A 12642-nucleotide genomic window follows, 5' to 3' on the forward strand; every position below is an offset into this window, starting at 1 on the left:
ACCTTGAAGCTCCTGGTAGGACGTGTTGATCTAGTCAATCGCCCGTCTACCAGGAGCTTCACCCATTCGAGGCCACGACACGCCGCAGCCCGCTGACCTGCTCATCCAGCAGGTTGGCAAAGGCTCAGTGATGGCGGACAGCCACAGCAGGCCGGCACCCGAAATGGCGAAGCCGGCCGGAAGCACCTTCTTCGCGCCGAGCGCGGGTAGGAGCTTGCTGGTCGGCATCTGGGCGACGACCATCATCGCCAGGATCATCGGCAGAAAGGCGAGACCGGTTCTGACCGGGCTGAAGCCGCGGTTGATCTGCAGGTAATAGGTCAGGAACAGTAGGACACAGAAGAGTCCGGCGCCGGTGACCAGCAGCGCGGCGAATGAGGCGGCCCGGTCACGGTCACGCAGCACGCTCAGCGGCAGCAAAGGGTCCCGTACACGGCTCTGCCACAGCGCGAACACAGCGATCAGTACGACGCCGGCGGCGAGGAAGCCCCACGTCATGGGTGATGACCAGGTGTGGGACTCGGCGTTGGAGAAGCCGTAGACCACAGCGAAGAGTCCGGCCGAGATGGCGACTGTGCCGGGCAGGTCCAAACGGGCCCCGGCCTTGTCGCGAGTATGGGCCAGCAGACGCGTACCGGCCAGGGTGACGACGGCGGCGAAGGCAACGTTGATGAGCATGGTCCAGCGCCAGTCCAGGAACTGCGTCAGCGTTCCGCCGACCAGCAGACCGAGCACCGTGCCCGACGCGCCGATCGCGCCGAAGATCCCGAACGCCTTGGCGCGTTCCTTCGGCCCGGTGAACGTGGTGTTCAGCAGGGAGAGGACGGCCGGGGCGAGCAGGGCGGCGAAGACTCCCTGCAAGGCGCGGGCCGTGACGAGGAGCTCGAAAGATGGAGCGATACCGCCCAGCGCGGAAGCGAGGGCGAAGCCGCCCGCGCCGACGAGGAAGGCGGGCTTGCGACCGAACAGGTCGGCTAGCCGCCCTCCCAACAGCAGCAGCGCGGCGAAGGCGAGCGCGTAGGCGGTAATGATCCACTGCCGGGAACCGTCGGAGAAGCCGAGATCGGCCTGGGCCGAGGGCAGTGCGATGTTCACGATCGTGGTGTCCAGGACTACCACCAACTGGGCCAGGCCCAGAAGGGCCAGGATACGGAGCCGGTGCGGCGCGGCGACGCTGCCAGGTGCGAGGGCCGCAGACGTTGCGGAACTCATGAAGAACTCCAGATGAAAATGAAAAGTCGACCAGCAGGAGAAACGGGCCGCCAGGCGAAAGCGCCGGCGCGTGTCAGGGGCGGCGGGCGAGCCAGGTGGTACGGGTGGTACGCACGCTCAAGTCGCCCCGGACCGCGATGCTCTGCGGCTGCGTCTCATCCAGCAGCGCGTCCAGCGCTGCCAGATCGTCCGCCTCTAGGACGTCGGTGGCGTGGGAGCGCAGCTTGGCCAGGCAGAGGTGGGCGTAGGCGTTCAGAGCCGGACCTGCTTGGGCGCCGTCGAGGCGGATTTCGAAGCGGCGCCGCTCCTCGACGGCAAACCCAGCATCCTCCAGAGCGCCGGTCCATTCGTGCGGTGGCCGGGTATTGGTGGCCTGGTGCAGGCGGGCCTCCAGGCCGGGCTGGCCCGGACCGGTGTCCTCAGGCAGGAAGCGGGGGAAGAAGTCCATCTCGGTGACGGCGATGAGCCCGCCCGGCCGAAGGTGCTCGAAAGCCTGGGCGAAGGTGCAGGCCGGGTCACTCACGTGGTGCATGAAGGCCGCGGCCCAGATCAGGTCGATGGTTCCCTTCTCGGTGATCTTCGTCCACGGCCCGTCGACATTTGCCTCGACCGTGCTGATGCGGTCGGCGATACCGTGCGCAGCGGCCTGCTTGCGCAAGCGGTGCAACAATTGCGCACAGATGTCCACCGCTGTCACCTGCGCGGCGGGGAACTGTCGGGCAAGGGCCAGGCTGCCGGTCCCCGGGCCGCTGCCGAGATCCAGGATCCGGGCCGCATCAGGGCCGACTAGCTGAGCGAGCAGCCCGGTCAGTTCCGCCAGGTAGGGAGCGAGAACCTCGGCATCCAACTCCAGTAACCGGGCCATCGCCTTCTCTGCTTCTCCAGCCCGCTCGTGCCCGATATGCCCATTGATGTCTCGGTGGGCGTTCATGTCGCGACGGTACGAGGCTCTCCGCTTGCGTGGCATAGGCTCTTGCCGGTGGAGCAAGAATCGACATTGGACACCACCGTCAGGATGCGTATCCGGTCCCTGCGCAAGGCGCGCGGCTGGTCGCTGGACAACCTCGCCGAACGCGCGGGGATCAGCCCCTCCCAGCTCAGCCGCATCGAGACCGGCCATCGCCGCCTCAGCCTGGACCAGCTCACCGCCATCGCTGCTGCACTGGACAAAACTCTCGATGAGCTCGTGGAGTCACCCGACGACTCCGACGTCGTCATCCGGCCCGAGCGCGACGAGCGCCGTGGCCTGACCACCTGGCTGCTCAGCAAGGACGACGGACCCCAGGGCCTGACTGTCGGAAAAATGCGCATCACCGAGCAGGCCGGCGACGTCGGCCCCGAGGACTTCGGCGTTCACCCCGGTCGCGACTGGTTCACTGTCCTGTCCGGCACGATCGTTCTCTACCTCGGCGAACGTGTCATCCGCGTCGAGGCAGGACAAGCCGCGGCCTTCACCACCATGACCCCGCACACCCTGCGCAGCGACCGGGGCCCCGCCGAGATCCTGATGATCCTCGACCGTAACGGCGAACGCAGCCATTTCGGCACCTGAAGGCCAAGTGTCGACAACGTTCGTGGTCGATACAGCCTGTGGGGCCGAGCGGTGTCCCGGTCAGAATGCCCGTCCTTCGACCAGCGCCACGCGGATTCAGAACTGTGGCCCGGGCTCGCACTCGCCGTCGACCGGAGGTAGTGGACCTGTATACCGCGACGTCGGCGGTGTGATGCGGCAGGGAATTGATCCACGCCTCGTGCGCGCCAGTCGCAGCCCGTCGCCCAGTAGTGAGCGAGGCGGCGCGCCTCGATGGTTTCGGTGCCGGCCTGCCAGCCGTCGACCGTCACGGTGCGGGCCATCGGGCAGTGCGAAGCCGCGCGCGCACATCTTCGAGGTCGGCCGGGTCACCGCGATCAGCGGCTGGTGGTGGGTCATGTGCCTCTCCTGGTCATGCTCGCGCACGTAACCAGCGCCGCTCTGCCGCTGCCCGATGCCTTCCGGACGGGGGCCACCACACGGACAGGGTCATACTGCGACCGGCCCCAGCCTGCGGTTATCGCGTTGCGGTGGCCAGTGCCGCGCGGATGGCGTCCGCGTCGGCTGGCCGGCCCTTCTCGTTGGAGGTCGGTCCGTACGGGGTTCCCCACACGGGCGTGCCCGTCGCTTGCCGCCAGCTGCCGGCCAGCGGTCCCGCGTCCACGCCATATGCGATGGAGGCGATGGACTCGGTCACCGCTGCCTTCGCGTGCGCGGCGTCGCCGGCGATCGGCAGGTACGAGCGGTCGGCCGCCCCCGCCGGGCGGGCGAGTGAGAGCAGGTGCTTGAAATAGATCGTGTTCAGCGCCTTCACGAGCGCGGTGTCCGGGATGTACCGCAGCAGCAGCTCGCTCGAGGTGAGCGACGCGCCGTCGAGCTCGGGGATGTGCCCGTCACGATCGGGGCCGTAGTTGCAGGTGTCGATGACCGTCTTCCCCACCAGCGGCGCGGCGGGGACGTCCGGGAAAGCCGTGACCGGCACCGTGACCACGACGATGTCACCGACCGCCGCGGCTTCCTGGCGCGTCGCCGCGGAGGCCCGCGGCCCCAGTTCCGCGACCGTGTCCGCGAGCGTCTCGGGACCGCGTGAGTTGCCGAGCACGACCTGGTGGCCGGCCGCGACGGCGAGCCGCGCGATGGTGCTGCCGATGGATCCGCTTCCGATGAATCCCACGGTCGTCATGCGGAGTCTCGTCCGTTGGTGGTCACGCGGGTCAACCGTTCTTCACCAGGTCGTTGACAGCGTGCGTGTCCTTGTAGAAGGCGTCGGCGCCGTAGATCCTTCCGTCGTGGACCCGATAGTGCTCCACGACCTTCATCGGCAGTCGACGCCCGCTCCTGCGGGAGGTGAACACAGCGTCGAGCCGCAGCTCCAGCACGTCGCCTGCGCGAACGATTTCGTGCTCGCGCACCGTGAGCTCCGCCAGCAGGTCGATCTCCTGGGTCAGCCGGGCGAACCCGTCCGGCCCTCGCCATTCCCCGCCCCAGGGCAGGCTCTCCGCCTCCGACCAGACGGCGCTCTCGTCCACCATCGCGAGGCCTGCCTCGCTGCCTCCGACGAACTTCTCCAGCGTGGCTACGTCGTCGCCGTGGGCTGTCGAGGAGACGTCGGGGAAGTAGTGGCCGTTGTCCAGATCGGCGAGGAGGCGAGGCTGAGCGGGTTCCCAACCAAGGGTGCGGCGGGTGATGAGGCTGGATGTCGGGTAGCTCTGCGTGGCGACGCCCGTGAGGAACCCGAAGTATTCCGGGAGCATCAGCTCATCCAGGGGACGCTCGCGGCGGGCACGCCCAGACGGCTGCCGATGGCCTCGGCAATCTCGCGGAACGGGATGCCTCCGTCCTCGACCGCGTGCCAGTAGCGGCCGGCCGGGCCCTTCTCCAGCGCCAGGCGGAACAAGGAGGCGGCGTCACGGGCGTGCACGGCGTTCCACCGGTTCTCGCCGTCTCCGGGGTAGCCGGCGAAGCCCCTCTCCTTCGCGAGCGCGATGAGGGTGGGGAGGAAGCCCGCCTGGTCGGTCGTGCTGTGCGCGATGTTGGCGATCCGCACGACCGAGGACCGTACGTTCTGCTCAGCAAGCCCGATGACGGCGGCCTCCACGACGTTGCGGGCACGCAGGGTGCTCTTGTGCTCGTCGCCGACGGGAAGGGCCGGGTCGTCCTCGGTGCCCGGCCGGCCCAGGTCCCTCCCGCTGCCGGGCGAGCCGATGCTCCCTGCCGCGACCAGCGGCTTTCCGGTCCCCGCGAGAGCCTCGCCGTAGGCGAGCATGATCGGGAGCTCCGCGGCGGCCACGGCGGCCACCCCGCCGGACGGGAGCAGGTCCTGCCGGTGCGCGACGTGGATGACGCCGTCGGAGCCCGCAGCAGCCTCCTTGAGCCCCTCGAGGTCCTGGAGGTCGCCGCGGCGTACCTTTGCGCCGAGCGCGGACAGCGCCGCCGCTGCGGTGTCCGACCGGGCCAGGCCGGTGACCTCGTGCCCGGCGGTGATGAGCTCCGGGATGATGTACGAACCGGAATGGCCAGTCCCGCCAGTGACGAAGACGCGCACGGTCTACTCCTTGTGAGTGATCCGGGGATGCGGTGGTGGTGCGGGTGGGCTCAGCCGGGGTGGGCTCAGCGGGGGAAGTCGACACCGAGAGCGACGTCGAAGGTCCCCGCGCCGTTCCGGGCCAGGCCCATCAGCAGCGGCCCGACCCCTTCCAGCCAGCGGGCCATCTCCAGGCCGCCGACATCGAGGGGACGCAGGCCGAGGCTTTCGATGAACACCGATACGCTCGCCTTGGCCCGTGCGTCGTCTCCGGCGAAAAACACGTCCAACGGACGCTCCTGAACCAGGACGTGGCCGAAGACGGTGTTGAAGGCCTTCACGACGTGCGCGCTCGCCGGGGCCGCTTTGACGATCTCCTGCGCACCGGACGTGCCCTCAGGAGTGAGAAGCCCGGTGGCGTCGGCGTTGAAGGTGTTGGAGATATCGACGATGACCTTGCCGGCCAAAGCATGCCCGTACTGGGCGACGACCGGCACGGCGCTGGCGTATGGCACGGCGAGGACGACGATGTCTCCCACAGGGACGGCGCCGAAGACCCCCACCGTGGCCCCGACGCCGAGCTCGGCGGCAAGGCCTTTGGCCTTGGTCGGGTCGCGGCCGATGAGTTGGACGGAGTGGCCGCTCGATACCGCGCGTGAGGCGACGGCGTGGGCCATTCCCCCAGGCCAATGAAACTGATTTTGCTCATGATGAGTACTCTTTTCTATTGGTCCGAATTGAACGGCTTGCCCGTCCGCTTTTAGGTGATCACAACCGGCCGATACGCGCGATTACCTCGCCGGCGAAGTCGAGCAGCTGGTCAAGGCTGGTGAACATGGCGAAGGCATCGAAGTACGCCTCGTCAACACCGGACTCGGCGTACCGCTTCAGCTGGTCCGCGACCGAGTCGACTGACGTGCCTGGAGCGAGGTTGATCCGCATGGCCGTCTTGAGTGCGTCCGGATCGCGACCGGCGTCCTCCGCCGCTCGACGCGCGATTGACCACAGGCGGCCGGCGCCCTCGTCCTGACTACTGGTCGACGCAGCGGGTGCCGGCCCTTCGACCCCGAGCCAGCCCACCCCGCTGCGGCCGACCCGGCGCATCGCGGCCTCGCTGGCACCACCGATCCAGATGGGCGGCCCGCCCACTTGGACCGGACGGAGGCCTGCGTGGACCGGCTCCATGGTGAAGAACTCGCTGTTCCAGGACACGGGACTGGTCGTCCACCACGCCTGCAGGAACGCCTGCATGTCATCGAGCATCCTGCCGCGCCGGCTCCAGTCCGCATGGCGGGCCACGTCGTATTCCTGCTTCATCCACCCCACCCCGACTCCGACGCCAAGGCGTCCGCCGCTGAGCACGTCGAGCGTGGTCAGTTGCCGGGCCAGGTGCGGCGGCTCGTAGTAGAACGTGCTGAGCGTGCTGGTGTTCAGGCGCACCCGGCTGGTCGCTGCCGCAGCGACGGTCAGCAGCAGCATCGGATCGAGGGAGCGGGTCATCTGCGGCCCTCGGTCCAGGTAGCCGCTGTCCAGATCAACCGGCGTGACCAGGCGATCACCGATCCACAGGGTGTCGTAGCCAAGGTCCTCGAGTCCGCGGACGAAAGCGCGCAGGGCGGGGGCGTCGCTAACGGCGGGCCCGACAACAGGAATCACGAAACCGATCTGCATTGTGTTGAGCCTCCTCGGGCGAATTCCTTCGCCACTGTTGATGTCTGACAACGGAATCCGGTGATCCATCAACAGCTCGAGACACGGCTCCATGCTCGCCGACTGGTTGGTGAGTCCCAGGGGCCAGTTGGGTCAGCCCGTGAACTCGTCGACGCCCAGGGCGAAGTTCCCGTGGCCGATCCCGTTACCGGCGAGGCCTACCGTGAGCAGTCCCGCTCCTTCGAGCCAGTGCGCCATCTTCAGGCCGCCGACGTCCAGCGGGCGTAGGCCGAGGCTCTTGATGAATGCCGCCACGTCCGCCTTGGCCCGCGGGTCGTCACCGGCGAAGAAGACGTCGGGCCGACCGTTCTCCAGAACGCCACGGAGGATCGTGTTGAAGGCCTTGAACACGCTGGCGCCGGCCGGGGCCACCTTGGCGACCTCCTGCGCGATCGAGGTTGCCTCGCTGTGGGCCAGGCCGTCGGACGAGGCGTTGAAGGGGTTGCTGATGTCGACGATGGTCTTGCCCGCGAGGGCGTCTCCGTAGTGGGCGATGGTCGAAACGACACCGGTGTACAACAGGGCCGTGATGACGATGTCCCCGGCTGGGACGGCGCCCCACTTGCCCGTCGTCGTGCCGCCGCCCAGAGCCTCAGCCAGGTCATCGGCCTTGGACTGATCGCGTGCCATGATCTCGACGGTGTTGCCGCCCGCTACAGCGAGCGTGCCGATCGTGCGGGCCATGTTCCCCGCACCGATGAAGGTGACGCTGCTCATGAGGGTGTGCCTCTCTTTCGCGTTCGAGCCGCCTGTTCGCGAGGCGACGCTCTGACTTGTTCGGGCGTGGTTCAGATAGCGGTGGTGCCGCCGTCGGCGACCAGTTCCAGACCGTTGACGTAGCTGGAGTCGTCGGAGGCGAGGAACAGGGCGATGCTGGCTATCTCTTCGGGACGCCCCATCGTTCCGCGGGGAATGAGGGACTCGAATGCGGTTCTCGTCGCCTCGTCGAACAGCTCTTCCTGCTTGGCGGTGCCGACCTGGCCGGGGGTCAGGACGTTCACCCGGATCTTGCGGTCGCGCAGCTCGTTGAGCCAGACGCGGGCCCAGGCCTGCTGGACGGCTTTGCTTCCCGCGTAAAGGCTCCAGCCGGGGAAGGCCCCGAGGGAGGCGTTGGACCCGGTCATGAGGATCGAGCCGTGGTCGTTGATCAGCGGCAGGCCCTTCTGCACGGTGAACAGGGTTCCGCGTGCGTTGAGCGAGAAGGTGCGTTCGAACTGTTCCTCTGTGATCTCGCCGAGGACACCAGGTTCGCCGATCCCGGCACTGGCCCACAGCACGTCGAACGAGCCCTTTTCCCGCTTGACGGTGTTGTACAAGCGCTCGAGGTCGTCGAGGTCGGACGCGTCACCCTGGACGGCGGTCACGTTGCGGCCGATCAGCCTGACGGCGTCGTCCAGCGCTTCCTGCCGCCGGGCCTGGATGAAGACCTATGCTCCTTCTTCGACGAACAGCTTGGCCCCGGCCAGCGCCAGGCCGGTGGATCCACCGGTGACTACCGCGACCTTGCCATCGAGCTTTCCCACGGTCTCTCCTTTGAATTGACGATTTCCGAAACGGTAACGGAGGAGGCTCGATTATGATGTACTCATCCCGATTTGGGCATGCGATCAAATGCCGATCCCGAACTCTCGTACCGATCTCCTCGGCTGCCATGAACGATGCCATTGGCCGGAACGGGGTGTCCAAGACCATTTTCAACCGTGGTGATACCCTCGAGGCATTGCCGGACCGGGAGGCTCCATGGATGTGGACCTGCGTAAGGTGCGCTACTTCGTCGCCGTCGCCAAGAGGCTGCACTTCGGCCGCGCCGCCGACGAGCTGCACATCGCGCAGCCAGCGCTCAGTCGGCAGATCCGCGCGCTGGAACAGGATCTCAGCGCTTCCTTGTTCACCAGAGACAGCCACGGCGTCACGCTGACCGATGCAGGCCAACAACTCCTGGACGACGCCGGTCCGCTGCTCGCCTCCGCGCAGGCGGTCAGGCGCCGGGTGTCCGCAGCTGGCCGTGGCGGCCAGCGACTGGTGGTCGGTTTTCGGGCCGGGATCCCGGTCATTCCCGCCGCGCGGGAGTTCGGGGTACGGCATCCGGACGTGGTCGTGGACGTGCAGCGCATGGAATGGGACGACCAGGTCCCGATGCTGCTCGACGGCCGCGTCGACGTCGGCTACATAAGGCTGCCCATCGCAGAGACCGGCCTGCGCCTGACCCCCCTCTACACCGAGCCCCTCATGGTGGCACTGCCTGCGGACCACCGGCTGGCCCGCAAGGAGGAGGTCACCGAGGCAGACCTGGCCGGTGAGCCGCTGATCTGGCACGCCGGCGCGAGCACGCAGCCCACCAGACGCCCACACCCCGACTCCGGGCTCCGGGTGCGCGGGGTGGAGGAGAAGCTGGAGCACGTCGCGGCCGGCCGGGGTATCTCGTTCGTGGGGCGTTCGGAGACCGTGTTCTACTCACGGCCGGACATCAGCTACGTGCCCGTCTCGGACTTGGCCCCCGACCAGATATTCGTCGCGATGGCGGCGTCACGCACCTCGCCAATGGCCGACGACTTCTTCGCCGCGGCTCAGGCGACGGCTGAGATCACGGCAGAATGCGGGAACTATGAGATGTGGCAGATCGTGACCGACGCCGCTTCAAAGCTCGGTTGAGTAGCTCGGCTGACCTGGGTTCCTCACATGACCGGTTGCTTGCTCTGGAGGCCTGCGGGCTATTGCGATCGCCGTACGGAGAGTCACATAGAGCCCTTGCCAACTGATCATGCGCTGGCGATCATGAGGGGCTGAACTGCGGAGACGAGTTTGTCCGCGGTGTTCGGACTAGAGCGGGTCTTGCGCAGGACCGCCAGTTCTTCAGCTCGGCGTTGACCCGCTCACCCGGCCCGCGGCGACGGCCGTACGCCTCGTTGACGTCCTTCTGCAACCGCGGGAGGTTTCGGAACCGGCCCGGTGTCGGAGTCCTTGCGCCGACGCTGCTGCGGGACCGTGACCGTGGGTTAGAGCACCGGCGCGTGCCCCCACCTAGCGTGCTGCACCGGTAATCGCGGACTCGTCGACGACGACCATGTCCCCCGGCCCTGAGCCGCCACCGTTCGTCGTCGCTCGTCGCGCCGGGCGGGCGAGCCGGTCCTGGGCGGCGAGCCAGCGAGCGACGTTGGGAGCGGTCAGTCCCCGATACCTTCGAACGGCTCGCCGAGTTCGTCGCCAGAACCATCTGCACGGACACCTCTCCGCCCGTGGGGCTTCTCCGGTGGTGGAGGGCTCGACATCGCCGCGCCCACCCACCCCACGGTATGCAGAGCTACCGTCCGAACCTCCTGGGCTACCAGGATCGCACCTCAGCCGGACGGCTCATTGTCCCCGGGCGTTGTCCACGCAGCGCAGACTCGTATCCACCCAGCGCAAGCTGCGGGTCGATCGCTTCTTCGGCGTTCGACACCCTGCCAGGATCGGCCATCACGGTTACACGATCGGGAGGTATGCTGCCGGGTTCGCGGGTGACCCCCGGTCGGCGAAGAGCGCAAGGAGGCGCGGTGACCGACCACACGGCGGCCCGGCTCACCCATGCTGAGGCGACGAGCGGCGGCGACAAGCCCCGCTCGCTGACCCGGCACCACCTTGTCGATATCGACGAGGCCCGCCTGGTCGGCAGCAAGCTCTACTATCCGCAGGAACTGACCGTTCTGGATCGCGCTTCGGCGTTCACGATGTCCGTGCAAGCGGCGCGTATCGGCTCGGTGTTCCTCGGCGAGCTCAGGTATGACGCGGATGTGCGGATCGACTGTGGCGAGTTGGGCGACAGCTATCACGTCAACGTCCCGTTGCACGGACGGCTCGCGTCGCGACATGGCGGTGAGGATTCGGTGACGGCGCCCGGACACGCCGCTCTCTACGGTCCGGCGGGTGAGACGGTCCTGACCAGGTGGGAAGCGGGGAGCCGACAGCTCTGCGTGAAGATCGACCGTGCCGCGCTCGAGACCACCCTCGGCCGGCATGTCGGGCGTGACGTCGTGGGCCCGGTCTCCGTCGATCCGGTGCTCGATGTCGGGGGCGGTGCCGGCCGCAGTTGGGTGGAGTTCGCCCTCATGCTCAACGAGCAGCTGCACCGACCTGACAGCATCGTTCACCAGCCTCTCGTTGCCGGCTCCCTCGCCAACGGCCTGCTGAGCGGTCTGATCACTGCGGCCGGTCTTGAGCACCGTGCGCAGGGCGCTGTCGAATCGTCCCCGGCACTTCGACCCCGGACGATCGACCTCGCGCTGAGCTATCTGAATGAAAACGCTGGGGAACCGATCGGCATCGCAGACGTCGCGGGACACATCTGCGTGAGCGTTCGCACGTTGCAGGAGGGGTTCGCGCGGTATGTCGGTCAGTCCCCGATGCAGTACCTTCGGTCCATCCGGCTCCACCGCGCCCACGAGGCACTGCTTGCTGCCAATCCGTACGACACCACTGTCGCTGCGATCGCGCACAGCTGGGGCTTCAACCATCTGGGCCGGTTCGCCGCAATTCATGAGGCCGAATTCGGTGAGCCGCCCTCTCGGACCCTCCATCGTGGTTGAACAAATGGGTCAGACCATTTCTGACTGGGCAGGGGCGGCGGGTCCGGCGTCCGTGGAGTGACCCGGGAACAGCTCCACCTCGGGGTTGAGGAAGACTGCGGCGTTGTTGACCGCCGTAGCTGCCTCGCCGAATCCGACGGCGATCAGCCGGACTTTACCGGGATACTCGGTGATGTCGCCGGCGGCAAAGATTCCCGGGACCGAGGTCTGCATCGCAGAGTCCACCACGAGGTGACGGTGGTGGGCGATTTCCAGACCCCACGAACGAAGTGGCCCGAGGTCTGCCACGAACCCGAGCGCTGCGACCAGACGCCGGCAGGGCAGCTCTCTGCCGTCCTCGACCCCCGGGCCCGTCAGCGCTACGCGCTCGACGTCGGGCCCGCCGAACACTCCTGCGACCTGGGCGTCCGTGATGATCTCGACCGACGTCGCGCGCAGGTCGACCAGACTCGCCTCGTGGGCTCGGAAGGTCCGGCGCCGGTGCACGAGAGTGACGGACCGGGCGATCGGGTGCAGGGTCAGCGCCCAGTCCACAGCGCTGTCACCCCCACCGACCACCACGACGTCCTGGTTCGCATACTCGGAAGGGTCTGGCACGAAGTACGCCAGACCCCGCCCCTCGAACTCGTCGCCTGCGCCGAGCTTGCGTGGAGCGAACGCCCCGATCCCGGCCGTCACCACGACTGCCCCGCAACGCACCGATGCGCCGTTGGCGGTGACGACCTCGAACTCCGAGCGCCCGCCTGGGAGCGCAACAGGGCGGAGCAGCTGGGCCCGATCACCGAGCAGGAAACGAGTGTCGAAGCGTGTGGCCTGCTCGAGCAGGCCGTCTACGAGGTCGCGCCCCTTCACCGACGGGAATCCTGCAATGTCGAAGATGAGCTTCTCCGGGTACATCGCACTGATCTGACCGCCGGGTTCCGCGAGGGCGTCGACGACTGCAACCTTCAGCCCTCGGAAGCCGGCGTAGTACGCGGCGAAGAGGCCGACCGGGCCCGCTCCGACAATCAACAGATCACAATCCAGGAAGGCGTTGTGTGCATCAGCGCCATTGCTGTTCCCGTCCACTCGGATCTCCAGACGATGAGGGGTTGGTCGGATTC

At 67.5% G+C, this 12642-nt stretch carries 12 protein-coding genes and 1 pseudogene; 3 read left to right on the top strand and 10 right to left on the bottom strand.

The genetic code is table 11. The features are described 5' to 3' along the window. Window positions 1-30: 30 nt before the first annotated feature. Window positions 31-1212 (bottom strand): MFS transporter, encoded by a 1182-nt coding sequence (locus tag AB7F12_RS17790; RefSeq protein WP_428501936.1) that lies wholly within the window; start codon window positions 1210-1212, stop codon window positions 31-33. 73 nt (window positions 1213-1285) lie between these two features. Beyond that, window positions 1286-2143, bottom strand: a complete 858-nt coding sequence (locus AB7F12_RS17795) for a class I SAM-dependent methyltransferase (RefSeq protein ID WP_428501934.1) — start codon at window positions 2141-2143, stop codon at window positions 1286-1288. Window positions 2144-2191: 48 nt separating this feature from the next. On the opposite strand from AB7F12_RS17795, the gene AB7F12_RS17800 reads away from it, so the two are divergent. Continuing rightward, a complete protein-coding gene (locus AB7F12_RS17800; RefSeq protein WP_428501933.1) occupies window positions 2192-2764 on the top strand; it encodes a helix-turn-helix domain-containing protein in 573 nt (190 codons plus the stop codon). 496 nt (window positions 2765-3260) lie between these two features. Here the strand turns inward: AB7F12_RS17800 and AB7F12_RS17805 are convergent. The 7 genes and pseudogenes from AB7F12_RS17805 to AB7F12_RS17835 form a co-directional block, all read right to left on the bottom strand. After that, window positions 3261-3941, bottom strand: a pseudogene (locus tag AB7F12_RS17805) (NADPH-dependent F420 reductase); the annotation flags it as partial. Window positions 3942-3957: 16 nt separating this feature from the next. Further along, window positions 3958-4497: a nuclear transport factor 2 family protein gene (locus AB7F12_RS17810; RefSeq protein WP_428501932.1), complete on the bottom strand. Its 540-nt coding sequence runs from the start codon at window positions 4495-4497 to the stop codon at window positions 3958-3960. Continuing rightward, on the bottom strand, window positions 4497-5288 hold the full coding sequence (locus AB7F12_RS17815; RefSeq protein WP_428501931.1) for an SDR family oxidoreductase: 792 nt from the start codon (window positions 5286-5288) through the stop codon (window positions 4497-4499). The genes AB7F12_RS17810 and AB7F12_RS17815 overlap by 1 nt, the downstream gene beginning before the upstream one ends. Before the next feature lie 65 nt (window positions 5289-5353). Further along, entirely contained in the window at window positions 5354-5944 is a 591-nt protein-coding gene (locus tag AB7F12_RS17820; RefSeq protein WP_428501930.1) for an NADPH-dependent F420 reductase, read from the bottom strand. A gap of 91 nt (window positions 5945-6035) precedes the next feature. Continuing rightward, window positions 6036-6938 (bottom strand): TIGR03619 family F420-dependent LLM class oxidoreductase, encoded by a 903-nt coding sequence (locus AB7F12_RS17825; protein WP_428501928.1) that lies wholly within the window; start codon window positions 6936-6938, stop codon window positions 6036-6038. Between the two features lie 132 nt (window positions 6939-7070). Next, the gene (locus AB7F12_RS17830) at window positions 7071-7694 is read right to left on the bottom strand and encodes an NADPH-dependent F420 reductase (protein WP_428501927.1); all 624 of its coding nucleotides are present in this window, start codon (window positions 7692-7694) and stop codon (window positions 7071-7073) included. 71 nt (window positions 7695-7765) lie between these two features. Beyond that, window positions 7766-8398, bottom strand: a complete 633-nt coding sequence (locus AB7F12_RS17835) for an SDR family NAD(P)-dependent oxidoreductase (protein ID WP_428501937.1) — start codon at window positions 8396-8398, stop codon at window positions 7766-7768. Window positions 8399-8717: 319 nt separating this feature from the next. On the opposite strand from AB7F12_RS17835, the gene AB7F12_RS17840 reads away from it, so the two are divergent. Next, a complete protein-coding gene (locus AB7F12_RS17840) occupies window positions 8718-9629 on the top strand; it encodes a LysR substrate-binding domain-containing protein (RefSeq protein ID WP_428501926.1) in 912 nt (303 codons plus the stop codon). 881 nt (window positions 9630-10510) lie between these two features. Continuing rightward, the gene (locus tag AB7F12_RS17845; protein ID WP_428501924.1) at window positions 10511-11539 is read left to right on the top strand and encodes an AraC family transcriptional regulator; all 1029 of its coding nucleotides are present in this window, start codon (window positions 10511-10513) and stop codon (window positions 11537-11539) included. A 9-nt stretch (window positions 11540-11548) separates the two neighbouring features. Here the strand turns inward: AB7F12_RS17845 and AB7F12_RS17850 are convergent, their stop codons facing one another. Next, window positions 11549-12607, bottom strand: coding sequence for an NAD(P)/FAD-dependent oxidoreductase (locus AB7F12_RS17850; protein ID WP_428501923.1), 1059 nt, complete (start codon window positions 12605-12607; stop codon window positions 11549-11551). Window positions 12608-12642: the final 35 nt, after the last annotated feature.

The sequence above is a fragment of the Pseudonocardia sp. genome (assembly GCF_050250275.1).
In the GTDB taxonomy this organism is placed as follows: Bacteria; Actinomycetota; Actinomycetes; order Mycobacteriales; family Pseudonocardiaceae; genus Pseudonocardia.